Here is a 26,571-nt window from a genome sequence, read left to right as displayed (position 1 = left end):
TGGCGCGGGTCCGTGACCGTCGTGTCCTGCTGGCCGGGTGATGGGCCGCCTCGAGCACGAGACGAGCGATATCGCCCCGACGGCTGCCTCCGGGTCGTCGTCCGCTGCGTCGTCCTCACCGTCTGCCACGATGCCTCGGGACCAGACAGCACTCGCCAGCACCGCCAGGGGACGCCCAGTGACGACCGCACCGACCGGCACGACCACCGGCAGCGCCTCGATCGACCTGCAGGCCACTCCCCTGCTCAGCTACGCGATGGCGCACAACCGGGTGCCGGTGGTCGAGGACCTGTCGATCCGGTACGCCGGTCCGGACGTCGACGCCGCGACATTGCGCCTGGAGGTCCGCGACGCCGAGGGCGTGCTGAGCTCGCCGTGCGAGCGGACGGTCGACCTGGGCGACGGCCGGGTCACGGAAGTCCCCGACGTCCGGCTGACGCTCGACCCGGCGGCGATGCTGCAGGTGACCGAGCAGCGGCCCGGCCGCGTGACAGCGTCCCTGCTGGTCGACGGTCAGGTCGTCGCGCAGCAGTCGACCGACGTGCAGGTCCTCGCGGCGAAGCAGTGGCTGGCCTTCCCACCGGAGCTGGGCCTGGAGATGCTCGCGGCGTTCGTCATGCCGAACGACCCTGCGGTGGCCCGGCTCGTCGACGAGGCCGCGGACCTGCTCCGCGAGCGCACCGGGTCCTCCGCCGTCCAGGGGTACCAGGCCGGCGCCGAGCGGGTCGACGAGATCGTCCGCGCCGCGTTCGACGCGATGCGCGCACGCTCCGTCCGGTACAGCGAGCCGCCGGCGAGCTGGGCGGACCACGGGCAGAAGGTCCGCACCCCGCAGGAGGTGCTCGACGGCCGCGTCGGCACCTGCCTCGATACGGTCGTCACGCTGGCCGCGGTCCTGGAGCAGTGCGGCGTCCGCCCGCTGCTGTGGGTCGTCGAGGGCCACGCCTTCCTCGGGTACTGGCGTGACGAGCAGTCGCTGAGCAGCATCGTCCACACCGAGGTGGCACCGGTCGTGAACCTCGTCGACCTGGGCCTGATCCGCCTGGTCGAGACGACGATCGCGACTGAGCGCGCCGACGCCGCCGACTCCACCGCCCCGGACCTGGACGCCGCCCACCGCGCCCCGTACGCGAAGCACCTGACCGGCGACCTCGACACCGTCCTCGGCGTCGTCGACGTGTACACGGCGCGCCGCAACGGCGTCCTGCCCCTGCCGTCGCGCACCCGCACGGACGACGGCCAGGTGCAGGTCGTCACGTACGTCCCGCAGGAGCACAGCAGCCCACCGCGGCCCGAGCGCACGCGGGACGACGCGGCGCAGCCGAGCCGACGCGCCGACGTCCCACCGCGGGTGCAGCAGTGGAAGAACGCGTTGCTCGACCTGAGCCTGCGCAACCGGCTGATCAACTTCACCGAGCGCGCCGCGGTGGCCCTGACCGTGCCCGCCGAGCGGCTCGGCGCCGTCGAGGACGTCGTGCACGAGGGCAAGCCCCTACACCTGCTGCCGTCGGACCTGGTCGACCAGGTGCACGTCGCGCGCGGCGTCCGCTCGGGTAAGGACCTGCCGCCGGACCTGCTCGCCCAGCTGCTCGACGGCCGCCAGCAGATGTTCACCGACGTCACCACCGCCGCGTACTCCACGCGGATGCGGAACCTCGCGTACAGGGCCCGAACGGTCGTCGAGGAGACCGGCGCGAACAACCTGTACCTGGCGCTCGGGTCGCTGGTGTGGGAGTGGGACGGCAAGCCGCTGCGCTCCCCGCTGGTCCTCGTCCCCGTACGGCTGGTCACCCGGGCGCGGCAGAGCACGTACCGGCTGGAGCTCGACGAGACGGGTGCGTCGACGCCGAACTTCTGCCTGCTGGAGAAGCTCAAGCAGGCCGGTGTCGAGGTCCCCGGCCTGGCGGAGCCGGAGGGGGACGGCGCCGGCATCGACCTGGACGCCGCGCTGCGCGCCGTCCGCGTCGCCGTCGCCGAGGCGGGCCGGCCGTGGCGGGTCGAGGCGACCGCGCACGTGTCGATCCTGCAGTTCGCGAAGTTCCGGCTGTGGAAGGACCTCGACGAGCACTGGGAGACCCTCACCGGCAACGCCCTGGTCCGGCACCTCGTGCACACCCCCACCGACCCGTTCGACGACCCCGCCCCCGCGCCGGACGGGGTGGACCTCGACGACCTCGCCGAGCGCTGCCCCGTCCCCGCGGACGCCTCCCAGCTGGAGGCGGTCGCGGACGCCGTCGCGGGACGGACGTTCGTCCTCGAGGGCCCGCCCGGCACGGGCAAGTCGCAGACCATCACGAACCTGCTGGCGCGCGCCGTCGCCGAGGGCCGCCGGGTCCTGTTCGTCGCCGAGAAGCGCGCGGCGCTGGACGTCGTCCAGAAGCGCCTCGACCAGGTCGGGATGGGTCCGTTCTCCCTCGACCTGCACGACAAGGGCAGCAAGCCGGCGGTGGTGCGGGCGCAGGTCCGGCAGGCGCTCGAGCACGCCGTCACCGTCGACGAGACCGGCCTGCAGGCCCACCAGCAGGACCTGCGCTCCGCCCGTCGCGCCCTCGCCCGGTACGCGACCCGGCTGCACGAGCCCAACGGCGCCGGGCTCTCCCTGTACGGCGCCCGGGACGTGCTGCTGTCGCTCGGGGACGACGGCCCGACGCTCGACGTTCCACGGTCGCTGCTCGTCGGTGACCGTGCCGCCGAAGTCGGCGACGTCAAGCACCTGCTGGAGAACCTCCCGGACGTCGCTGACCCGGCGCGCCCGTCGCCGGACCACCCGTGGGGCTTCGCAGGTGCTGTCGGCGAAGGGCTGGACGCCGACGCAGTGCGTCGCGCGGTCGCCGCCCTGGACGACGCGACCCGGCACGCGCCGACGTCCGGTCCGCTCGGCGACGCCCTCGCCGCGGCCCGCACGCCCGCGCACCTCGCCGTGGTCGCCTCGCTCGCCTCGACACCGGTGCCGCTGGCCGCGCTCGACGAGACCCGGTCGCAGCGCTGGGGTTCGGCCGCCGACGGGCTGCTGCAGCGGCTCGCCGCGTTCGGCGCCGCGCAGCACCCCGGCATGGACGTCGCGACGCCGGCGGTCCTGGACCTGCCGCTCGCCGAGATCCACGCGCAGGCGCAGACCGCTGCCGCGTCGAGCTGGTTCGGCCGCAAGAAGCGCCTTCTCGCGGTGCTGGAGCGGCTGCGTCCGGGTCTGCGGCCGGGTAGCGAGGTCGCCCACAAGCAGGTCGCCGGGCTGACCGCGGGTCTGGCGCAGGTCGGCGCGGCGGCTCAGACGCTCGCGCAGGAGGCGTCGTCCCTCCCGGGGGTGACCCTGCCGCGTGGGTGGAACCCGCTCACCACCGAGGGCCGCGAGGTGCTGGACCGGCAGGTCAGGTGGCTGCGGTGGGCCGGCCAGGCGGTCGCTCCGCGGCCCGATGACGTGTTCGTCGAGCGGGTCCGGGCGTGGCTGTCGTCGGGGTCCGGGGCCGACGTGGTGGCCGTCGAGGCGACGCAGCGGCTCGCCGCCGCCGCCCAGCAGGTGCAGGCCGTGACGGCGGGGACGGACGGCGACGCGGCCCGCTGGTCCGGTGACGTCGGGTTCCTCGGCCGCTGGTCGGCGACCCGGGACGCGCGGGATGTCGGCGACCCGCAGCTGCTGGCGTTGCGCCGCTGGGGTGCGCTGGTCGCCGCCCTGGAGCCGCTGCGCCCGCTCGGGCTGACCGACGCCCGCGACCAGCTCCTCACGGGTGCGGTCGGTGCGGACGACGCCCTGACCGCGTTCACGCGCGGGATGGCCGCCGCGTCGGTCGAGGAGCGGCGGGCCGAGACGGGTCTCGACGCGTTCGACGCCGTGACCCACGAGCGGAGCATCCACCGGTTCACCACGGCCGCCGGGCAGGTGCGCGAGCTGCTGCACGACGAGCTGCCGCGGCAGGTCGTGCAGGCGCGGCCGTTCCGGCCCGAGACCGCCCGCGGCCGGGTCGGTGCGCTGCAGCGCGAGCTCGCGAAGCAGCGACGCGGACTCGGGGTGCGGGCGCTGCTCGCCGAGTACGGGGACCTCATCACCCAGGTGATGCCATGCGTGCTCGTCAGCCCCGACTCCCTGGCCCGGTTCTTCCCCGCGCAGGCGGGGCTGTTCGACCTCGTGGTGTTCGACGAAGCGTCCCAGATCCGGGTCGCCGACGCCGTCGGGGCGATGGGCAGGTCCGGGTCCGTCGTCGTCGTGGGCGACAGCAAGCAGATGCCGCCCACGTCGTTCGCCGAGCCGACGCTCGGGGCGGACGACGAGGACGTCGTCGACGACGGCGTCCTGGCGGTGGAGGACGAGGAGAGCATCCTGTCCGAGGCGGTGCAGGCGCGGGTGCCGCGGCGGTGGCTGTCCTGGCACTACCGCAGCCAGGAGGAGTCGCTCATCGCGTTCAGCAACCGGCACTACTACGAGGACAAGCTGTCGTCGTTCCCCGCGCCGGTGTCCGCGACGGCCGACGCCGGCACGGACGGGTACGGGATCAGCCTGGTGCGGGTCGACGGGACGTTCCACCGCACCGGCAAGGGCAAGCTGCTGCGGACCAACCCGGTGGAGGCCGAGGCGGTCGTCGCCGAGATCCGCCGCCGCTTCGACGCCGCGGGTGACGGTGCTGGGTCGATCAGCACGGCGCCGTCCATCGGGGTGGTGACGTTCAACCAGCAGCAGCGCGCGTACGTCGAGGCGCTGCTGCGGGACGCCGGCGACGACCGGCTGGTCGAGGCGCTGGAGGCACCGGACGGGTTGTTCGTGAAGAACCTGGAGAACGTCCAGGGAGACGAGCGCGACGTCATCCTGTTCTCGACGGCGTTCTCGGTGAACGACCGCGGGGTGCTGCCGCTGAACTTCGGCCCGCTGAACCGCGAGGGCGGCGAGCGGCGGCTCAACGTGGCCGTGACCCGTGCCCGGCGGCAGGTTCTGGTGTTCAGCTCGTTCGACCCGGCGCAGATCCGCGCCGAGGAGACGACGTCCGTCGGCATCAAGCACCTCCGCGCGTACCTCGAGCTCGCGCAGGCCGGGTCGGGGACGGCGGTCAGCGCGCACCGCCCGACGAGGCGGGACCGCCACCGTGACCAGGTCGCCGACGTGCTGCGGACGTACGGGCTGGTCGTGTCGACGGACGTCGGCCTGTCCGACTTCCGCGTGGACCTGTCGCTCGCGCTGCCCGAGGACCCGGACAGGCCGCTCGTCGCGGTGCTGCTCGACGGTCCCGTCTGGGCTTCGCGTCGGACCGTCGGTGACCGCGACGGGCTGCCCGTCGAGGTGCTGTCCCGGATGCTCCGCTGGCCGGCGGTCGAGCGGGTGTGGACCCCGGCGTGGACGGCGGACCCGACCGCCGTGGCCGAGCGGCTCGTCGAGGTGACGCGCCGGGCGGCGGATGGTCCGGTCACGAGTGCGCCGGCCGAGATGGTCCCGCCCGCGGTGGACGTTCCCCAGTCCGACGCCGGGCCGGCTGCGGCCGAGGCGGCGCCGGACGGCGTGCTCTTCGACCTGGGCGACGACGGCACCCTGCGGGGCGCTCCCCCGGCCGCTCCGGTCGAGCCCGCTCCCGCCGCGTCTGCTCCGGCCGCCGAGGAGCCGTGGCGGCTGCCCGGTGAGGCGGACTTCGTCCCGTGGACACCGGACCGGGTGCGCAGCCGGTCGACCCTCGACGCCCTGCCGTCGCCGCGTGCCGTGGCTCAGGTCCGGTCCGTGGTCGAGCAGGTCGTCGCAGCGGAGGGACCGGTCCACCAGGACCGCCTCGCCAAGCTCGTCGCCAGCGCCTTCGACCTGACCCGGGTGAGCGCCTCCCGAGCCGACGCCATCCTGCGGACCGTCCCGCCGGAGCTGCGCACGGACACCGCAGAGCCGTTCCTCTGGCCGGCCAACGTCCGGCCGACCGACTGGACGGGCTTCCGCCGCCCCGTCGACGGAGGCAGCCGCCCGATCGAGGAGATCAGCCTCCGCGAGCTCGGCAACGCGATGGCCGCCCTGTGCGTCGCGAGCATGGGCATCGAGACCGAGGAGCTCCTGAAGGAGAGCGCCGCAGTGTTCGGCCTCCGCCGGGTCACCGCGACGGTCCGCGACCGGCTGCAACAGGCCCTCGACACGGCGGTGGCGTCGGGGCGCGTTCAAGTGTCGGGCACCCTCGTCACCGCGACGCCGGGCGGCGACTGAGCTCGGAGACCTTCCGCCAGACCCAACCGGACGGCACCCGCCGGCCGGTGACGACGTACTCCAGTGAGGCGTCGTCGAACAGGACCCGCTCGAGGACGTGCCGCGCCCGGGGACGGCCACCGAGCAGCAGCTCGTCCCCGGCGGCGAGCTCGGTGTCGCCGTCGGGCCACGCGGTGCGCTGACCGTCGCGCAGGAGCAGCAGGGGGACGACGTCCAGGGTGTGGTCACGGTCGTCCGGGTCGCGGAGCAGGTCGCCGATGCGCACCGGGTCGCCGCGCCGGGACACTGCCGGTGCGTGGTGGGTGTCGATCTGGACGTCCCACAGCTCGGGTGTGCGTCCCCCGGACGCGGGGACCAGCCGGTCGAGCAACCGGGACGCCCACGCGTCGTCCGCGGTGACGACCTCCGCAAGGAGCTCCCACAGCAGCGGGTGGGCGAGCCGGGCGAGGGCCTCGCGGGCGACCATGTCGGTCGGGACGAGCAGCGAGTCGACGTCCATCGCCGCGTACAGGGGCGCGTTGGCCGGCAGGTTCTCCCGCGCGACGAGGAACAGCGACGGCTTGGCCCGTCGGGCGGCGGCGACGAGGGAGATGTTCGTGGTGTCGTTGCTCGTGGCGGCGACAAGACCGACGACGTCCGTCAGATCGACGTCGGCGAGTACGTCCGCGTCGTCCGGGTCCGTGCTGGCCTGCTGACCTCCCTGCCCGGAGGACGGTTGGACGACGGTGACGTCGAACCCCTCGTCGCGCAGGTCGGCGGTGATCTCCCGTCCGAAGCGGCCGTACCCGTACACGAGCCAGTGCCCGTGCGGCGGGGTCCGCAGCGGTGGTGGCGGGCCGCCGTCCGTGGTGGCGGTCAGCCAGGAGACGAGCCGGTACGCGGACGGCGCGCGCAGGGCGAGGCTTAGGCGGTCGCCGAACCGGTCGTAGGGGTTGATGACGACGGGGTCGCCGAACTCGGCCATCCGCGCGGCGACGCCACGGGACGACGTCCGGGCGATGACGGACAGGTCGGGGCGCAGCAGGGACGTCGCGACGGTGACGGCGAGGTTGACGTCGTCGTCGTTGGTGACGGCGACGACCCCTTCGCAGCGCGGGTTGCCGAGTCCGGCGGCGGTGAGCAGCTCGGGGTCGTCGGCAGCACCGGCGTGGGCGGGGACGTCGGCGCGGTAGCCGTCCTGCTCGACGTCGTCCACCCGCTGCCGGGAGGAGTCGAGGACGACGAACCGCCGGCCGCGTTCGTCGAGCGCGCGAGCCAGAAGCGACCCGGTCTGCCCGTATCCGACGACGAGGAGGAACGGTTCGCGCAGGTGCTGGACCTTGCTGATGAAGCGTCGGGTCTCCAGCGCGTCGCGGAACGAGCGGTCTTGGATGAGTGCGAGAAGGGAGCCGATGGCGTACGCCCAGCCGATGACGGTGAGGTAGATGCTGAAGGTCAACCACATCCGCTGCTCGGTGGAGTACTCGTACGGGATCTCGCCGAAGCCGATCGTCGTGGCCGTGTAGCTCATGACGTAGAAGGCGTTGAAGAACCCGAGCGTGTGCCATTCGCCGGCGTCGTCGACGCCGGGGACGAGGCTGAGCCCGAGGACGCTGACCGCGAAGATGACGATGAGGACGATCAGCGGCGCCCGCATCCGCCGCAGGACCAGGAAGATCGTCTCGGTGGACTGGGTGGTGCGGACGCGCGGGAGCCGCGGGAGCGGACGCTGCTCCTCGTCGTCCTCAGGGCTCTCGACGAGCAGGTGCCAAAAGGCCAGCAGCGGGTTGCTCACGCCGGCCGCCGCTCACCGGCGCCGAAACTCGACGGTTTCAACCACCAGCAGGACGACCGAGACGACGTTCGCGAACAGCGCCCCACCAGACAGCGACACCACGCTCGCCGTCTGCGACGCCGTCAGCTCCCCCGCGCCCGCCGACGCGTACGCGAAGACCACCGCGGCCGCGATGAGCTGCAGGCTCGCGACCAGGCTCGTCGCCAGGTGGACGGCGCCGATCTGCGTGCGGTCCCCGAACTTCAGGACCGTCGCGATGAGGTTCACCACCACCGCCGCGAACAGCTCGTACTCGTTGTGGAGCGTCGGGTCGGAGATGTCGCCGATGAAGAACCCGAAGTTGAGGGTGGCCGCGAGCAGCACGAAGAAGCCGAAGATCACCTTCTCGAGGTTCATGCGGCCTCCTCCCAGTGCTCACCGTAACGGCGAGCATGGCTGGCGGTCAGCATTCGAGTGATGCGTGGGAGAGCGCTGTCCTCGTCCGGGTCAGGCTCCGGCGGCTCCATTCTCGACGGGGTTAGTGTCCTGCATGGGGGTCGGGCGCTGCAGAGCCCGGATCGAGAGTTGCACTGAACTCGGCCGGGCGTCCTACGCCAATCAGGTGACCGCATCGTGGGTCCTGTACCCACGCCGTCGGATCGGCAAGGGTAGAGCAGCGGGTTGACGGCAGGCAGGGTTGTGCGGAGGGGGCAGAGTGATCACAACACTCGTCACCGAGTACGGGCGCCCTGCGCTTAATGCCCTGGCCACCGCCGTGGGGAGCGTCAAGGCCGGTGACCCGATGGCGCCCGTGACGATCGTGGCGCCGACCCAGGTCGCCGCGACGGTCGCGCGACGTCACCTGGCCCGCCACGGCGCCGCCCACCGGCCAGGCCCGGGGATCGCAGGCATCGAGGTGACCACGATCGCGCGCCTTGCCGAGCGGATCGCAGCCGCCGCTCTGGCGCCCCGCCGCCCCCTCACCGGCCCGATTCTCACCGCGGCGTGGCGCAACATCCTGCGAGCGGACCCTAGTGTCTTCGCCGAGGTCGCCGAGCATCCAGCAACCATCCGTGCACTAGCAACGGCGCATCGGGAACTGCGCACGCTCGACGACGGCGCCCTGGACGCGATCGCCCAGGGCTCGACAGTGGCCCATGACACCGTGCGCCTACACCGAGCCGTGCAACAGCAGCTGGCCGCCCGCTGGTACGACCCCCGGGACCTGCTGGACACCGCACACGCCCACCTCGAGGGCATGGACCTGGCACAGCCGGTGATCATCTTCCTGCCGCAAGACCTCACCGCTCCCGAACAGCGCTTCGTCACCGCCCTGGCGGACAGCGTGCCCCTGACGGTCTTGGACGCAAGGACGGGAGTGGTCCGCACGGACGAACGCCGGCACCCGGTATCGACCGACCTAGAGGAGAGCGCGTCGGCGGTAAGCGTGCCGACGGCGACGGTGCTGCTGAACGCCTCCGACAGCGATGACGAGGTCCGCTGCGTCGTGCGCGACGTCGTCGACGCCCTCAAGACCACCCCCGCGGATCGCGTCGCGGTGCTCTACGGCGCACGGGAACCATACGGGCGGCTCCTGCACGAGCACCTCTCCGCAGCGGGCGTCCGGGTCAACGGCCCCGGACCGCGCCCGGTGGTGGAGCGCGCCGTCTCGCGGGCGGTGCTCGGGTTGCTGGCCCTGGCGGACGACGAGATGCCGCGTGGGCCGCTGTTCCGCGCCCTCGCGGACGCCCCAGTCCTGGACCTGAGGGGGGCGCGGGTAGCGGTCTCCCGATGGGAGCGCGTCTCCCGTGAAGCCGGTGTGGTGCGCGGTGAGGACTGGGAGCGGCGCCTTCGACGGTTCGCGATGACGGAGCAGGCGCGAGCGGCTGCAGCGCTGACCGGCGACCGGCCCGGCGTTCAGGAAGCAGCGCTTCGTCGCGCCGAGACCGCGACACAGTTGCGTGAGTTCGTCGCCCGGCTTCGCGGTGAGCTCGACGCGGCGGGCGCCATGGCGTCGTGGCCGGACCTGTCCCAGTGGGCCTCGGGGTTCGTCGAGCGGCTGTTGGGAGACCTGACACGGCTTCCCCCGGAGGAGCAGTACGCGGCCAGGGCGCTCCTGTCGGTTCTGCGCGACCTGGATGTCCTGGAGGATCTCGACGGTCCCGCGTCGCTATCCGGCCTACGGCAGATATTGGAGAGTGAGCTCGCGGAGTCCCTTCCCCGGGTCGGCCGATTCGGCGACGGCGTGTTCGTCGCACCGGTGGCACAGGCCGTCGGGCTGGACCTGGACGTGATCCACGTGGTCGGCCTGAGCGAGGACCTCTACCCCGGCCGGCCCCGCGCCGACGCCCTCCTGCCAGACCGCATTCGGGCCGTCGCCGCACTGCCGACTGCCCGGGACCGCCTGAACCGCCAGTACCGGCACTTGCTCGCTGCGTTCAGCGCCGCCCCCGTCTCGATTGCGTCGTTCCCGCGTGGGGACCTGCGCCGGTCCAGTCATCGCCTGCCCAGCAGGTGGTTGCTGGGCACGCTGCGGGAACTGAGCGGGGACAAGCGCCTGGCAGCCACCCAGTGGAACGAGGTGGGGGATCTGGCTGGTGCGCTGCGCGCCTCGGGCTCGTTCGCCGGTGAGCTCCTGCGCACGGCTGACCTCGCGACCGAACAGGAGTGGCGCACCCGCGCGGCCCTGGCCGGCGTCCTCACCGATCCTGCGGTGAACCTGGCCCGGGACATGGTCCGCGCACGGGCAGGGGAGTCCTTCACGCGCTTCGACGGTGACCTGAGCGGTGCGGATGGCCTGCCCGACTACCGGGTCGGGGACCGCCTCATCTCGCCCACAGCCTTGGAGGGGTACGCCGCCTGCCCGCACACCTTCTTCGTGAGCCGGCTCCTGGGGGTGACGCCGGTGGAGCAGCCCGAGGACCTGGTCACGATCTCTCCGGCGGACCTGGGCACCCTGGTCCACCGCTGCCTGGACGAGCTAGTCCAGTCCTACGCCGGGAACCTGCCCGGCCCTGGTGAACCGTGGCCGCAGGAGGCCAGGGCGCGCCTGACGGAGATCCTCGACCGCGTGGCCGACGAGGCTGAGGCCGACGGGCTCACCGGTCATCCGCGGCTGTGGCGCCGCGAGCGGGACCGGCTGGAGGCGGACCTGCTGGGCATGCTGGACGCGGACGACCAGTGGCGGGCAGAGACCCACTCCCGGGTCGCCGCCAGCGAGATGCCCTTCGGCGTCGGCGAGCACCCTGCGGTAGAGATCCCGGTCACCGGTGGGACCGTTCGGTTGCGGGGCAGCGCAGACAAGGTCGACATCGCAGCCGACGGCACCATCTACGTCACGGACGTCAAGACCGGGAGTCGCCGGGCGTTCGAGGGCATCAAGCAGGAGGACCCGCTGGCCGGGGCCAGCAAGTTCCAGCTGCCCGTCTATGGCGCCGCCGCACGGGAACGCTTCGGCGAGCCCGACACCCCCGTCCGCGCCGGGTACTGGTTCGTCCGCAAGGACCCCGGCAGGCTCGACCTCCAGATCACCGGCGAGGTCCACGACGAGCTCACCCGCACGATCGACGTGCTCGCCCGATCCATCGCCAACGGGTTGTTCCCGCCACGGCCACCGAAGGACGCCGACTTCGCCTACGTCCAGTGCCCGTACTGCAACCCCGACGGTATCGGGCACAGCACTGGCCGCGAACGGTGGGAACGGCAACGCCACGACCCCGCGCTGCGCGAGCTCGTCGGCCTGATCGAGCCGGGCGCCCTCGCCACGACGCAGGAGAACCAGTGACACCGGTCGACCAGTCCGCGCGAGACAGGATCGCCACGGACACCTCCTCCACGCTGTTCGTCAACGCCGGCGCCGGGTCCGGCAAGACCAGCGCCCTGGTGGACAGGATCGCCACTCTGGTCCTGACTGACGGGATCCGGCTGGCCCACGTGGCGGCCGTGACGTTCACCGAGAAGGCCGGCGCTGAGCTGCGCGACCGGCTCCGGGCACGGTTCGAGGAAGCCTGGCGCGGCGACGACCCAGCCCTCAGCCAGCGGGCCGGTGATGCGCTGGATGACCTGGACCGCGCTGCCGTCGGCACGCTGCACGCCTTCGCCCAGCGCATCCTCACCGAGCACGCCATCTCGGCCGGGCTGCCGCCCCTGCTGGAAGTCTTGGACGACGTCGGCTCCTCCGTCGCGTTCGAAGAGCGTTGGGCGGGGCTGCAGACCGCACTGCTGGACGACGACCAGATGGAGCGACCGCTCCTACTCGGCCTGGCCGCCGGCCTGAAGCTGGATCACGTTCGCGCCCTGGCCAGGGCGCTTGGCGCGGACTGGGACCTCATCACCGACCAGGTCCTCACCGGGCCGACCCCCAACGTGGCCGTCCCGGACCTGAGCCCACTGCTGCGGCAGGCCACGGAGCTGCTGGACCTAAGCGAGCACTGCACCGACCCGCAGGACCGGCTGCTGGCCAAGTTCGACCCGCTGCGCCAGGCCATCGCCGTGCTGGAGTCGGCCTCGGACGACGGCGCGCTCATCGGTGGACTTCAGGTACTGAAGGCCCTGAAGTTCTCGCAGGGTCGCATCGCCAACTGGACCTGCCCCATCGCTGAGGTCCGCGAGGCCGGCGCGGCCCTCGCCCAGGAAGCCGACCGCATCCTTGGCGACTTCCTCGACGCCTGCCTTCGATCCCTGACCTGCTGGACAGCGACGCGGGTCCTGGACGCGGCACACGACCGCAAGCGCAGCGGACGCCTGGAGTTCCACGACCTGCTCGTGCTGACCCGGGACCTTCTGCGCCGGGACCCGGAGGTCCGCGAGACCCTGGCGAGCACCTATGAGCGGCTGCTGCTGGATGAGTTCCAGGACACCGACCCCATCCAGATCGAGCTGGCCGTCCGCATCGCCGGTGGCGCCGCCGCCGACCAGGACCGATGGCAGGACGTCCAGGTCCCGGACGGCAAGCTGTTCTTCGTCGGGGACGCAAAGCAGTCGATCTACAAGTTCCGCCGCGCCAGCATCGCGTCCTACCTGCAGGCCGAGGACCACCTCGGCGAGCAGGTCCGCCTGACCACCAACTTCCGCACCGTCGAACCGGTCCTAGAGTGGGTCAACCACGTCTTCGGCACAGTCATCACGGCCACACCCGGCGCCCAACCTCAGTACGAGCCGTTGCACCCGCACCGCAGCGACACCGGCCACGGGCCCGGGGTCACCGTGCTGGGCGCCCACGCCCACGCAGATCTCCCCAGGGCGGCGGCCGACATCCTCCGTCAACGAGAAGCCGCGGACGTTGCCGCCGTCATCCACCAGATGCTCACCGCGCAGTGGCAGGTCTTCGACCAGCAGGCCAAGGCGTGGCGGGCCGTCCGGCACAGCGACATCGCCGTTCTGGTCCCGGCCCGCACCTCCCTGCCCCACCTGGAGGACGCCCTGGACACCGCCGGGATCCAGTACCGCGCCGAAGCCAGCTCCCTGGTCTACGAAGCCGCCGAGGTGCGCGACCTGCTCGCCTGCGCGCGTGCGATCGCCGACCCCACCGACGAGCTGTCCCTGGTCACCGCCCTGCGCTCACCCCTATTCGGCTGCGGCGACGACGACCTGTGGAACTGGAAGCACACCGGCGGCCGCTTCAACCTCTGGGCGCCCCACCCCACAGTCGACGAGAACGTCGCCGGACCCGGCGCCGTCGGCACCGCCGTCACCGCGATCCGCGCCCTCGCCCGACGCACCCGCTGGGCGAGCCCCAGCGAACTGCTGTCGGCCATCATCGAGGACCGCCGCATGCTCGAAGTCGCCGCGCACAGCCCACGGCGGCGTGACGCCTGGCGGCGCCTGCGGTTCGTCGTCGATCAAGCCCGCGCCTGGTCCGAGACCTCCCACGGCGGGCTGCGCGCCTACCTGGCCTGGGCGGCACATCAAGGCCAAGAAACGTCTCGGGTGGCCGAGTCCGTCCTGCCCGAGACCGACGCCGACGCGGTCCACATCACCACCATCCACGCCGCCAAGGGCCTGGAGTACCCCGTCGTCATCATGTCCGGGATGACCGCCCAACCCCGCCGCCCCAACGGGCTACGCCTGATCTGGCCCACTGACGGCGGGTACGAGGTCAAGGTCGGTGCCGGCATCCAGACCGGCGACTTCGACGCCACGGCCCCGGTCGACGAGCAGATGGACGACCTCGAACGGCTCCGCCTCCTCTACGTCGCCGCGACCAGGGCCCGGGACCACCTGGTGGTCTCCCTCCACCGCTCCGCAGCCTCCAGCGCCAACACCGCCGCGCAGGTTCTCGCCGGCGCGGGCGGTGTCACTGACACGGTCCTTACCTTCTCCGCCGGCGAGCTGACGCCAGGGTTGGCCCCGCCAGCCGAGACGGCCGTGACCGTGCCCGACCATGAGGACTGGGCAGCGCAGGTCTCAAGCGCCCGGGCCCGTGCACAGCTGGACGGAGCCATCGTCGCCTCGGGCCTCGAGGGCACCGAGCCCGAGGTCGTGCTGCAACCTGCCGGACCCCAGGACGACGGACTTCACAAGGGACCACGCGACCTCGCCCTGCCGCCCTGGTCCAAAGGCAGGTACGGGTCGGCGGTCGGCCGCGCGGTTCACGCGGTCCTACAGAGCGTCGACCTGGCTGACGGTGACGGCCTGGACGAGGCGGTGCAAGCACAAGCCCTCGCTGAAGGGGTCACCGGGCACGAGGACCTCATCCGCAGGCTCGTGCAGGCCGCCCTGGACAGCGACCTCGTCCGGCGCGCCGCGACGCGTGAGCACTGGCGGGAGACCTACGTTGGTACCGTCCGCCCAGACTGCACGATCCTCGAGGGCTACATCGACCTCATCTACCGTGACGACAACGGCGCGCTCGTCATCGTCGACTACAAGACGGACGCCGTCCCGGCTGAAGGATTCGCTTCCCGCGTCGCCTACTACACCCCGCAGATCGCGGCGTACGTCGAGTGCCTACGGGCCGCCACCGGGCAGGACCCACGCGCCGCGCTGCTGTTCCTGCACCCCCAAGGCAGCGTCGAGCGCGAGGTCTCAGTGCAAGGTCCCTGACGGAGACGAAACCGGCCGGGGTCCGCGCGGCAGGCTCCGGGGACGTCAGCTGCGGTGCGAGGCCGTCATCCCCGCGTAGCTGACCAACGCCCTGATCGACGTCCACAGCAACGACCCGGAGTTCGGGTACCGGTTCCTGTCCGACGAGCTGCAGTGCGACGGCCACGTCGTCGGCGAACGGGATTGCGGCAGGTTCGGTTGACACCGGGTGAGTGGTGATCATGCCGCTACGACGGCTTGGGTGGTGAAGGCTAGTTCGTACTCGACCGGGGTGAGCTTGCCGAGGGCGCGTTGTCGTCGGCGGCGGTTGTAGGTGCGTTCGATCCAGAGCACGATCGCGTCGTGCGGCTCGGCGCGGGTGGCCCACCGGCGGCGGGTGGCCCACCGGCGGCGGGCCGGGACGCTCTTCTGCAGCAGCGCGTGCCAGGACTCCCTCGCGGCGTTGTCGCCGGCGGACGCGACGCGGCCTATCGACCCCTGTAGGCCGGCGGCGGTCAGCACCGCACGGACTGAACTTGCTCGGAACTGGGAACCTCGGTCGCTTGTCGACCAGTACGACGCCGGTCGGCTGGCGGCGCGCCACAGCCGTGCGCAGGGCTGTGATGGCCAACTGCACGGTCATCCGCTCGTCGATCGCGTAACCGACGATTCGTTGCTGACCAGGTCACTGATCGCGCAGCAGTACAGCTTGCCTTCGCCGGTGGGATGCTCGGCTTGGGAGGAGCGCAGCGATGGAGTCGGTGACCCCCGGTCCGGTGCGGACGGGGTGAAGCCCCGCTGGTCGTGGTCGTCGTGCGCCGCTGGGCCAGCGACCTTGCCGGCACCGCGCATGCCTATGCGCACGGTCGCTGACCACAGTTTCTGCTCCGAGCACAGCCGCCAGACCCGCCGCTCACCCACGGCGTGGCCAGCGAACTCGAGCTCGTGGACCCAGCAACCCATAGCCGCACTCGGGGTCGTCGTGGTGGGCGTCGATCAGCGCGTTGGTCAGGTAGAGGCCTCGAGGTGGCGCCGACTGACCGGGTTGGCCAGCCAGGATTAGTAGGCCTGGGTGGAGTGGCCGAGCACCCCGCGGTCAGCCGCACCGGGATGCCGTCGGCGGCCAGGTCACAGACGAGAGGGTAGTTCACTTTGGGAGCGAGCCGGCGGCGAAGTAGGTCGCCGCGCGGCGCAGGACCTCGTTTTCCATCTGCAGCCGTCGCTTGTCGCGGGCAACTGCACCAGCTCGGACTGCTCGGTGCTTGTCTGACCGTCGATGACGCCGTCGTCGATGTCGGCTTGGCGGCACCAGCGGCGCACCAACACGGTCGAGATTCCCAAGTCGGCAGCGACCTCGCCCTGGCCCAGGTCGCCGCGACGGGCGACCCAAACCACGTCACGCTCGAGCTCCGGCGGCAACGTCGAGCCGCAAAGCTCGCAGCGTTCAGACCGCCGCAGCCGTGGTCACCTGACCCGCCGCGAGAGCTTGCGCTACACGGCCCGCTAGCGGTCTGGCCGAACTGTTGCCCGACAGACGGCCGACTCGGGGCTGCACGTGCAAGACGGCGAACGTTCCCCCGCCGGCCCAACCCGCCTGACTCGTGATGCCTCCGTGGTCTGTGCCGCGCACCACGCTGAGCAGTCGCGGCAGCGTGTAGTCGAGGACAGTGCTAGCGCTGCGCTCCACAGCTACCCATCGCCTGCCGAGTTTGTGAGCAGTGGTAGCGGTCGTGCCTGACCCCGCGAACAGGTCAACCACGAGCTCTCCAGGGTTCGAACCGACGTGAATGATACGTTCAAGCAACTCTTCAGGCTTCGGCGTATCGAAGAGCGCCGACTCAGGGAAGAGCTGCTGCAGATGCCGCTTGGCGTCATCATTTGTACCCACATCCTCTGAGCCCCAGACAGTGAATGGCACAAGTCCGCGAAGCTGGTGGGCGAACAGTTTCAGCCGAGGAGAACCCTTGCCGCCCTTAGGGAACCAAATGCGATCGTCTGCCAAGAGATTCAGATAGGTCTTCTCTGTCGCGTACCATGAACGCCCGCGGGGCGGATACAGGACTTCACCAGACGGCGTAGTGATCGCGTACTGCTGAGCCTTGCGGAAGCCCGGCGCGGTGAAGGGGGCATCTGCCCACGGCCCTCGCGGGTCGTCGTCACGGTTGCGGAGAAGCGCCTCGTCCTTGACGAGCAAGTTTCTCGACGCCTTCCAGGCTCTCGGGCCACTCGGCGCGTAAACGAGGATAGTGTCATGGTTGGAACTGAACGCCGAGCGGGACTCTCTAGTCGTGCGCTTCTGCCAGATGATCGAGGCAACGAAGGCGGCGTCACCAAAGACCTCGTCCAGAACGCAACGGGCGCGGTGAACCTCACTGTCGTCGAGATGGACCCAGACCGAAGCGTCGCGCCGAAGGTGCGGCTTGAGAGCGGCGATACGGTCCTTCAGCATCGAGAGCCACATGGGGGTAGCGAGGCTGTCACCGTACTGGTTGAATGTTTTCCGTGTGTTGAATGGCGGGTCGATGTAGACGAGCCGGATCCCGTCAGATCCCATGGCCTCCGTTGCTGCGAGCGCTTCAATGGCATCCAGGCCATCGCCGACTACCAACACGTTGCTGTTGCCGTCCACACGTACGTCGGCCCGAAGCGACGAGTACGCAGCCGGCATGGAGAGCCGGGGGTCGGTGACGTCGAGCCACTCGTAGGCGGTGACCCCCGCCGCGACGAGTACCTGCCGCTTGTTCGGCCATACCAACTCGACCTCGCTGCTCATCCGTCCCCTCAATCTGCTGGCGCGGCGCGGCTCCTCTGTCGGTGGACCGCACACACTAGGATCGCATCATCCACCGACAACCACGGTCGGGCATCCACAGACCGCAGACACGGAGGCTCCATCCTCGACATGTCTACATCGCTGCGCCGCCCAACTGAGCACCCCCACCCGAGGGCGAGCAAGCCCTTCATTCGCTGGGCGGGCGGGAAGACCCGGCTCCTTCCCAAATTGATGCCATACGTGCCGGAGCGCATCCAGAACTACCACGAGCCGTTTCTAGGCGGTGGGGCAATGTTCTTCGCCCTTCAGGGACGCATAGACGGCACCGCTCATCTGGCCGACCTGAATGGTCACCTCGTGAACGCATGGACAGCAATGCGGGACGAGCAGGAAAAACTCGCTGAACTACTCGACTGGTACAAAGGTCGCGACTCAAAGGACTTCTATTACGAAGTGCGCGCTTCGCAACCGGCGGGAGCGCTCGAGCAGGCTGCACGGTTTCTCTACCTGAACGGGACGTCATGGAATCACTTGTGGCGCGAGAATAGTAAGACCGGTGCAATGAACGTGCCGTGGGGCGACCGAAAGTTCAAAGGGTTCGACAGCGAGACGCTACACGGACTCCGGGCGACACTTGATGGCGTCGAATTGCGACATGAGGATTTTCGCACCGCGCTTTCTCGGACGAGCAGCGGAGACTTCGTCTACTTGGACCCGCCATACCTTCCGGTCTTCACCAACCCGCATGAGAAGGAGCCAACGAGTAAGTTCAACAAGTACACGGCGCGCGTCTTTGGGATTTCGGATTTGGAGGAGCTCGCGGACCTTTGCGCGCAAATGTCAAAGCGGGGCGTGAAGTGGATCATGTCCAATCGTGACACCGACGGCGTCAGGGCACTGTTTCCCGGGTTCGAAGTCGTGAGATTCACGGCGCAACGTTCGCTAGCCGCGCAGAGCAAGCGTGAAGTGGAGGCCCGCCGCTCTCCCGAGGCAATCATCATCGGTTTCTAGTTAGGACGAGAGCAGAGAAGGGCACGTCATGGTCGCTCACCAGGTAGATGCCGTTTGGACGTGGAGGTACACCCTTTCCAACCAGAAGGCCGTGTATGGTCGCTTCTCATCGGACACAACGTTCACCAAGGACTACCTTCAGCTACCCAAGGAGTCTGGACGTCTCTTCGTCTCGAAATTCCCAAGGCTGTCACCCAGCGCGCCCCTTCACCTGACATACGAATGGCAGCCGAGTGGTTCAATGTCAGGGTTCATCAATTTCTCCAGCGACCGATATCACTTGGCCTGGCCGACGGGAGCCGACGCCCCCTCTCCCTGGCGCCTTAGCGCGAGGCCGACCGCCACCGGACCTGAGACTTTCCCGGGCAATCCGTCCGCCACCACGGCGACGTCTGCCAACGCGGCCCTCTCGCAATTCGCTGCTTCGGGGATAGACGGTGTCTTGCTCGCAATAAAACTTGTGGGCCAGAGCGATCGTCTGCACCTCCGCGCATACATTGTGGGGGCGCCCGCAAGTCTTCGATTTGCCGATACTTCGCATATTCCTCTCCCTGTTCGACGATTAACCGTCGGCTTTCGTTCAAATCTGGCAGGGAAGTCGGGAGACTTCACCGCACCAGGTTCCCCGGCGGTTTTTTTCGATCCCGGCCTGAACCATAATGGCTGGTCGCTGACGGCACCGTTTGCCGGCGGCCGACCTTCGGCCGCACCTGGGCCTACGGCACCTGTGGGCGCCTCTAGGACCGGCGTCGTCACGCCACCTACGTCTGCCATGCCGTCGACCGCCAGCACAAACTCTGTTAGCGAGGATGCCGTGGCGGAGTCAAGTGCGTTCGATCAATTAGAGGTCGTGGCGCTCGACCAAAGGATTGCAGATGCCGACTATGCTGTGCAGGACGCCACGACAACTGCCAAGACCCGGGGCAGTGCTCAGCGTGCGTTCGCCAAGGCAGTCAAGACCAACTACAACTTCAGGTGCGCAGTCACCGGCATCACCACGAGAGAGTTCCTGATCGCTTCACACATCGTTCCTTGGGCCGACGATGAGTCGATTCGGCTGGACCCACAAAATGGCATCTGCCTGTCTACTTTGGTGGATCGCGCATTCGACTCAGGATACTTGACCATCGATGACGCCTTCACAATCCGAATCGATTTGGCGAGGATCGCAGGTGACAGCAGCTTGGCGGCAGTTCTCGCACCGCACCATGGCAAGAAGCTCTCCATCCCAAGGCATGGGGGACCAAGCCCCGAATTCCTGCGCCGGCGCTTAGCGGCCAGCTGCGACATGAACCAAACCTAATGTCATTGTGAGCTCTCGACTGTAGTTGTTGCGCCCCTATTGATCGGCTTGTTCCGGTTAGGAGAGGCGTCTCGCCTTGTCCCCGCTCTTGAGGCATAGCGGCTCTTCGGATCTATGCGTGGGTGGCCGCTCGTCGGTAGCAGCGTTGACCTGAGGCTGCGAGTAGGATCCTGAGCCTGTAGTGGTCGAAGGTGCGGAAGCCGCGGGCGAGGCGGCGGGCTTCTCGATGATGAGGCCCGGTCCCCGAGGTCGCCCGCCTCGGCCAGGCCGGGAACGTGGTGATGACGTGCTCGGCCAGTCGTCGGCCCTCCCCTGGTGTGGCGGCCTGGTAGATCGAGCGCAGCTGCTGGTAGGCGTGCCAGGCCACGGTCACCTCGAAAGTCGGGTCACCGGCGGTCAGGTGCCGGTTGAGCCGGTCGATCTGCTGGGCGGACAGGTGCTCTGGCCCGCGTCGGAGCAGCCCGCGGATCCGGTACAGCGGGTCGTGCTTGTGCCCGCGCCGGCCCGGGGTGTCCTGCTGGACCCGGCGGCGGAGCTCATCTACCGCCTGGGTGCCGAGCTTGAGGACGTGGAAGGCGTCCAGGACCGCGACGGCGTCGGGCAGTTCGTCGCGGATCGCGCTGGCGTAGCCGCGGACCGGGTCCAGCGCCGCGTGCTCGACCGCGCCGGTGAACGCGACCGGTTGGGCCCTGAGCCACCCGGCGTAGGCCGTGCCGGACCGGCCCGGGACCACGTCCAGCAACCGGGCGTGCACCTGCCCGTGCTCGTCGCGGGTCAGGTCGACCATCGAGGTGACCGCCCGGTCCCTGGCACCGACCCGTGACGGGCGCCAGACGTGCTCGTCGACCCCGAGCGTGGCCGGCCCCTCCAGCCGGGTCGGGTCGGCCAGCCGGCGCCTGGCCTCGGCCTCGACGGCGTCCCACAGCGTGTGCCAGTCCACGCCCAGTTGCCGCGCCAACGCCGACACTGTGGTGTCGTCATGCTCCAGGGCGTCGGTCGCTCGGGTGATCGCCCGGCTGGTCACCTTCGCCCGCGGTGCGATCAGCGCATGCGGCTCGCTGAACGTGCCGACCGAGCACCGCGGCTCGGCGCACCGCCAGATCCGCTTGCGCCACCGCACCCGTGTCGGCAGCCCGAAGCACGGCGCGTCCGCGGCCTCGTGCACGCGCGGACCGTGTCCTATGGCCAGCACGCCGCACTGCGGGCTGCCATCGACGTCGGCGGAGGTCTCCACCGTCACCACGAGCCGGCCCTGGTCATGCTCGGCCCCAGCACGTGCATCCCAGGCACGTTGAAGATCGCGTCCGCGCGTGTGCACGCCCAGACCACACCTACAGTGATCCATGTCGGGGTCTTCATCTCGATCAGGTTCTTGATCGTTCCTGATCTTGAAGCCCCCGACACCCGTCTTACCGCCACGCCACGCCACCCGTCACCGGAACGTCAACCACGCTCAGATCCGAAAAGCCGGCATAGCATCGCCGGCGACTGGCCTCAGCGTCCGGTGACGGTGATGCGCACCACTTCAGTGAATGTGGCTTGACGAAGACCGGCTGGTCCAGAGAACACCTCTGGCTCAGGCCTGGTAGAGGCCATGCAGTGGCCCGGCCGGGGTACTCGGATGTCGGAACGTTCGATGGCCTCAGTCACAGAGCGCTTCGGCGTCGATTCAGCGTTTGCGAGGGCGACTGGGCCGGGCTGCAGACCGGCTGCAGCCCGGCTCCCAGAGTTATGCAAGTGCAGCGTCAATCCGAGTGCTGAACTCGCCTTGCTCGACCTGTCAGCTGCAGCCGCTGGTGCTCCCACACCCCTCGCACACGTAGCAGCTGCCTGCGGGGCGCATCTTCGTGCCGCACGTGAAGCACATGGGCGCGTCGGACGCCTTGCCCTGGAACTTCTCCATGAGCTCAGCGGACGAGTGGACCTCGACCGGGGCGGCCTTGGCGGAGGCTGCGCCGGCGCCGGAGTCCTTGACCTCGGCGGCGGGCTTGCGCTTCTCGACGGGCGCGGACTGGGACAGGGACTCGAGGTCCTCGTCGTCACCGCTGTTCACCGGCTCGTACACGCCGGTCTCGAGCTGGCGGGCCCGCTCCTCGGCAGTGTGGATGCCCATGTACGAGCGGGTCTCGAACGGCAGGTAGTCCAAGGCCAGGCGGCGGAAGATGTAGTCCATCATCGACTGCGCCATCCGCACGTCCGGGTCGTCGGTCAGACCGGCCGGCTCGAACCGAAGGTTGGTGAACTTCTCGACGTACGTCTCCAGCGGGACCCCGTACTGCAGGCCGATGGACACGGCGATGGAGAAGGCGTCCATCACGCCGGCGAGCGTGGAGCCCTGCTTGCCGAGCTTGAGGAAGACCTCGCCGAGACCGTCGTCCGGGTAGGAGCCGGCGGTCATGTAACCCTCGGCGCCACCGACGGTGAACGACGTGGTGATCGACGGCCGCGACTTCGGCAGCCGCTTGCGGGTCGGCCGGTACTCGACGACCTTCTCGACGACCGTCTCCTTGTCGCCCTTCTTCGCCTTCTCGTCGCTGAGGGGCTGACCGACCTTGGAGTTGTCGCGGTAGATCGCCAGCGCCTTCAGGCCGAGCTTCCAGCCCTGGGCGTAGACGTCGGCGACGTCCTCCACCGTGGCCTCGGACGGCATGTTGATGGTCTTGGAGATCGCACCGGACAGGAACGGCTGGGTGGCCGCCATCATCCGCACGTGGCCCATCGGCTTGATGGCCCGCTCCCCCACCGCGCAGTCGAACACCTCGTAGTGCTCGGGCTTCAGGCCGGGGGCGTCGATGACGTGGCCGTGCTCGGCGATGTACTCCACGATCGCCTCGACGGTCTCCTCGGCGTAGCCGAACATCCGCAGCGCCCGCGGGATCGTCTGGTTGACGATCTGCATGGACCCGCCGCCGACGAGCTTCTTGAACTTCACCAGGGAGAAGTCCGGCTCGATGCCGGTGGTGTCGCAGTCCATCATGAAGCCGATGGTCCCGGTGGGGGCGAGCACCGACGCCTGGGCGTTGCGCCAGCCGTTCTTCGCGCCGATCTGCAGGACCTGCTCCCAAGCCTTCGTCGCGGCCTTCTGCACGTCCTTGTCGATGGTGTGCATCGTGCGGATCGCGTCGTTCGCCGCGGCGTGCTTGCGCATCACCCGGGTGTGCGCGGACTCGTTCTGGGCGTAGCCCTCGTACGGGCCGACGACGCCGGCCAGCTCAGCGGAGCGCTTGTACGACGTCCCGGTCATCAGCGAGGTGATGGACGCGGCCAGCGCGCGGCCGCCGTCCGAGTCGTACGCCTTGCCGGTCGCCATGAGCAGCGCGCCGAGGTTGGCGTAGCCGATGCCGAGCTGGCGGAACTTGCGGGTGGTGTCGCCGATCGCCTCGGTCGGGAAGTCCGCGAAGCAGATGGAGATGTCCATCGCCGTGATGATGACCTCGACGGACTTCGCGAACTTCTCCGCGTCGAACATGTTGTCGTCCGTGAGGAACTTCAGCAGGTTCAGGGACGCGAGGTTGCAGGACGAGTTGTCCAGGTGCATGTACTCCGAGCACGGGTTGGACGCGGTGATGCGGCCCGACTCCGGCGTGGTGTGCCAGTCGTTGATCGTGTCGTCGTACTGGATGCCCGGGTCGGCGCACTCCCAGGCCGCCTTGGCGATCTTGTCGAACAGCTCCTTCGCGCGGATGGTCTCGATGACCGAGCCGTCGAGGCGGGCCTTGAGGCCGAACTCGCCGTCCTCCTCGACCGCGCGCATGAACTCGTCGCTGACGCGGACCGAGTTGTTGGCGTTCTGGTACTGGACGGAGGTGATGTCCTTGCCGCCGAGGTCCATGTCGAAGCCGGCGTCGCGCAGGACGCGGATCTTGTCCTCCTCGCGCGCCTTGGTCTCGACGAACTCCTCGATGTCGGGGTGGTCGACGTCCAGGACGACCATCTTCGCCGCGCGGCGGGTGGCGCCACCGGACTTGATCGTCCCCGCGGACGCGTCGGCGCCACGCATGAAGGACACCGGGCCGGACGCCGTCCCGCCGGAGGAGCGCAGCAGCTCCTTGGACGAGCGGATGCGGGAGAGGTTCAGACCGGCACCGGAGCCGCCCTTGAAGATCAGGCCCTCCTCGCGGTACCAGTTCAGGATCGAGTCCATCGAGTCGTCGACCGCGAGGATGAAGCAGGCGGACACCTGCTGCGGGGACGACGTCCCGACGTTGAACCACACGGGGCTGTTGAAGGAGAACACCTGGTGCAGCAGCATCCAGGTCAGCTCGTGCTCGAAGACCTCGGCGTCGGCGTCGGACGCGAAGTAGCCGTGGTCCTTGCCTGCCTTGACGTAGGTGAGGACGACCCGGTCGATGAGCTGCTTGAGCGACTGCTCACGCTCGGGGGTGCCGACCGCACCGCGGAAGTACTTCGTGGTGACGATCGTGGACGCGTTGACGCTCCAGAAGTCGGGGTACTCGACGCCCCGCTGCTCGAAGATCGTCTCCTGCGTCTTCCAGTTCGTCTGGACGACGTCGCGGCGCTCCCACGTCACCTCGTCGTACGGGTGCGTGCCCGGCGTGGTCCACACCCGCTCGATGGTCAGGCCCTTGGCCTTGCCGCCCCTGCGTGCGCGGGAACCGGACGTCGTCTCCGTCATGGTCGAACCCCTCCTGTGTCGTGGTGCTGCTGCGTCATGGGGCCAGCCCGCATCCACTGGAACCATCCAAGCGGTGGGGTCTGACTGTCGATCTTGTGGCTGGTGACCGCCGGCGGCGTCGGCTTCCCCTCCGTCGCCGCCGGCGGTGGTCTAGGTGGTCGCGCCCGGCGGCGACCCGGGGACGGCGGCCGGCTGCTCGTCGTCCTGCCCGTCGCTGGCGCCGGCGACGTCACGCTCGGCGCGCAGGAGCGAGATGGCCGCCTCAAAGTCCTCGAGCGACTCGAAGGACTGGTAGACGGACGCGAACCGCAGGTACGCGACCTCGTCGAGGTCGCGCAGCGGCCCGAGGACGGCGACACCGACGTCGTGCGCGTCGATCTCCGCCGCACCGGCGCACCGGAGGTTCTCCTCGACCCGCTGGGCGAGGAGGGCGAGCTGGTCACTGGTGACCGGACGACCTTGGCAAGCCTTCCGGACGCCGGCCACGACCTTGTCGCGACTGAACGGCTCGGTGACGCCCGACCGCTTGACGACGGTCAGGCTGGTCGTCTCGAGGGTGGTGAAGCGTCGTCCGCACTCCGGGCACTGGCGGCGGCGACGGATCGCCGCGCCGTCCTCGGCGGTGCGGGAGTCCACGACCCGGGAGTCGCTGTGACGGCAGAACGGGCAGTGCATCCCCTCGTCACCCCTCCCCTGGTGTGGCACGGCCGGCCGGTTGGTTGTCCCCAGGTTGTGGATAGTTCTGTCGTGAACATCCACAACCTGTGGAGGAATCCCAGCCGTGTAACTACTAGATGTTGGGGTGAACGCTAGACCCACCACTAGGGCCTGTCCAGCCGTCTCCGGCGCGTCGCTCCGACTTCGTGGTCCCGAGGGGCGAAACCGCAGGTGACGGGCAGGAAGCGGGTCGTCACTCGGCGTGTCGTGTCACCCGGCCGGCGTAGCCGGGTGGCGGGGACGGCGGTGACGTGCTTCTCATCCACAGACGTCGTTTGAGTCGGTTTGAGCGCGTGTGGCTCGGCTAGGGTCGCCGCTCGTGTGGACGACGAGGCGGGGCGTGTGGGCGATGGCGCTGGCCGGTGGGCTGGTGCTCGCGGGGTGCGGGGACGAGGAGCCTGTCGACGACCCGACGTCGGCGCCGACCGCCTCGGAGACTGCCTCGGCCGAGCCGTCGGTCGCCCCACCGACTCTGCCATCGGAAGCCGCTACTGAATCGGACACTGGGGCTGGTGACTTCACCCGGCATTGGTTCGCCCTCCTCACTCACAGCTACGCGACGGGTGACACCGCGGCCTTACGCGAGGCGTCTCATCCCGACTGCGGCACGTGCTCGAACCTGATCGCTGAGATTCGCTCGACGGTTGATGCGGGCCAGCGATACCAAGGTGGAGCCGTCACAGTGGTCGACGCCCTGTCGCCGCCACTCGACGGGGTGTCACCGGTCGACGTCTCGACTCGAACGTCGCAGCAGGCACTCACGGTCGTGAACTCCGATGGGTCAGTCATCGAAACCGAACCCGCCGAGGAACTGCGTCTCATCGTGCGCCTCGAATGGACGGCTGACGGCTGGGTGGTTCGGGCTATCGCCGACGCGGACGCCTTGGAGGACCGATGAAGCGGATGAATACAGCGGCCGTACTAACCGTCGGGTTCATCCTGGCCGTAGCCACTCCTGCCTTCGCCGGCGGAACAATCGGAGGGCAGCTGTCGGGTTCAGACGCCGCACTGACCGGTCAGGACAGAAGTCCGGCTACGCCCGGTTCTGCGTCGGTTGCAGCGCCTGCCGGGGACGGTCCTGCTCTCACCTACGCTCGGGTCCCTGCGTGTCCAGGAAACTCACCGACTGCGATGTTGGATGGCGGCTGCCAAAGGGCCGTGGACGCATGTGTGACACCAGGACAGCCTGCAACCGGCG

13 protein-coding genes are annotated in these 26,571 nt (G+C 69.6%); 6 read left to right on the top strand and 7 right to left on the bottom strand.

Features of this window, described 5'->3' with window-relative positions:
• Positions 1-178 precede the first annotated feature (178 nt).
• Positions 179-6,157 (top strand): DUF3320 domain-containing protein, encoded by a 5,979-nt coding sequence (locus tag ACYVQV_RS06065; RefSeq protein WP_461022362.1) that lies wholly within the window; start codon positions 179-181, stop codon positions 6,155-6,157.
• Here the strand turns inward: ACYVQV_RS06065 and ACYVQV_RS06060 are convergent.
• Positions 6,132-7,931 (bottom strand): NAD-binding protein, encoded by a 1,800-nt coding sequence (locus ACYVQV_RS06060; RefSeq protein WP_461022361.1) that lies wholly within the window; start codon positions 7,929-7,931, stop codon positions 6,132-6,134. The genes ACYVQV_RS06065 and ACYVQV_RS06060 overlap by 26 nt on opposite strands.
• Positions 7,932-7,943: 12 nt before the next feature.
• Positions 7,944-8,327 carry a DUF6394 family protein gene (locus ACYVQV_RS06055; protein ID WP_461022360.1) on the bottom strand — a complete coding sequence of 128 codons (384 nt, stop codon included), beginning with the start codon at positions 8,325-8,327 and terminating at the stop codon, positions 7,944-7,946.
• Positions 8,328-8,625: 298 nt separating this feature from the next.
• Between ACYVQV_RS06055 and ACYVQV_RS06050 the strand changes: the two genes are divergently transcribed.
• Both ACYVQV_RS06050 and ACYVQV_RS06045 read left to right on the top strand, forming a co-directional pair.
• Positions 8,626-11,694, top strand: coding sequence for a PD-(D/E)XK nuclease family protein (locus ACYVQV_RS06050; protein ID WP_461022359.1), 3,069 nt, complete (start codon positions 8,626-8,628; stop codon positions 11,692-11,694).
• A complete protein-coding gene (locus ACYVQV_RS06045; RefSeq protein WP_461022385.1) occupies positions 11,691-14,954 on the top strand; it encodes a UvrD-helicase domain-containing protein in 3,264 nt (1,087 codons plus the stop codon). The genes ACYVQV_RS06050 and ACYVQV_RS06045 overlap by 4 nt, the downstream gene beginning before the upstream one ends.
• A gap of 219 nt (positions 14,955-15,173) precedes the next feature.
• Here ACYVQV_RS06045 and ACYVQV_RS06040 read toward each other — a convergent pair whose 3' ends face one another.
• Positions 15,174-15,455, bottom strand: coding sequence for a hypothetical protein (locus ACYVQV_RS06040; RefSeq protein ID WP_461022358.1), 282 nt, complete (start codon positions 15,453-15,455; stop codon positions 15,174-15,176).
• Between the two features lie 922 nt (positions 15,456-16,377).
• Positions 16,378-17,706 carry a site-specific DNA-methyltransferase gene (locus tag ACYVQV_RS06035; protein WP_461022357.1) on the bottom strand — a complete coding sequence of 443 codons (1,329 nt, stop codon included), beginning with the start codon at positions 17,704-17,706 and terminating at the stop codon, positions 16,378-16,380.
• A gap of 129 nt (positions 17,707-17,835) precedes the next feature.
• Between ACYVQV_RS06035 and ACYVQV_RS06030 the strand changes: the two genes are divergently transcribed.
• Both ACYVQV_RS06030 and ACYVQV_RS06025 read left to right on the top strand, forming a co-directional pair.
• A complete protein-coding gene (locus ACYVQV_RS06030) occupies positions 17,836-18,717 on the top strand; it encodes a DNA adenine methylase (protein ID WP_461022356.1) in 882 nt (293 codons plus the stop codon).
• 772 nt (positions 18,718-19,489) lie between these two features.
• Positions 19,490-20,020, top strand: a complete 531-nt coding sequence (locus tag ACYVQV_RS06025) for an HNH endonuclease (protein ID WP_461022355.1) — start codon at positions 19,490-19,492, stop codon at positions 20,018-20,020.
• 112 nt (positions 20,021-20,132) lie between these two features.
• On the opposite strand, the gene ACYVQV_RS06020 is transcribed toward ACYVQV_RS06025, so the two are convergent.
• From ACYVQV_RS06020 to nrdR, 3 genes are all read right to left on the bottom strand, one after another.
• Entirely contained in the window at positions 20,133-21,365 is a 1,233-nt protein-coding gene (locus ACYVQV_RS06020; RefSeq protein WP_461022384.1) for an ISL3 family transposase, read from the bottom strand.
• A gap of 435 nt (positions 21,366-21,800) precedes the next feature.
• Positions 21,801-24,656 carry a vitamin B12-dependent ribonucleotide reductase gene (locus tag ACYVQV_RS06015; protein ID WP_461022354.1) on the bottom strand — a complete coding sequence of 952 codons (2,856 nt, stop codon included), beginning with the start codon at positions 24,654-24,656 and terminating at the stop codon, positions 21,801-21,803.
• 150 nt (positions 24,657-24,806) lie between these two features.
• Positions 24,807-25,331: a transcriptional regulator NrdR gene (nrdR, locus tag ACYVQV_RS06010; protein ID WP_461022383.1), complete on the bottom strand. Its 525-nt coding sequence runs from the start codon at positions 25,329-25,331 to the stop codon at positions 24,807-24,809.
• A gap of 391 nt (positions 25,332-25,722) precedes the next feature.
• On the opposite strand from nrdR, the gene ACYVQV_RS06005 reads away from it, so the two are divergent.
• The gene (locus ACYVQV_RS06005) at positions 25,723-26,271 is read left to right on the top strand and encodes a DUF6318 family protein (protein WP_461022382.1); all 549 of its coding nucleotides are present in this window, start codon (positions 25,723-25,725) and stop codon (positions 26,269-26,271) included.
• Positions 26,272-26,571: the final 300 nt, after the last annotated feature.

Source organism: Thalassiella azotivora, from assembly GCF_054781695.1.
Note: the sequence above shows the minus strand (reverse complement) of the source record. Positions and strands in the feature narration are given on the sequence as shown.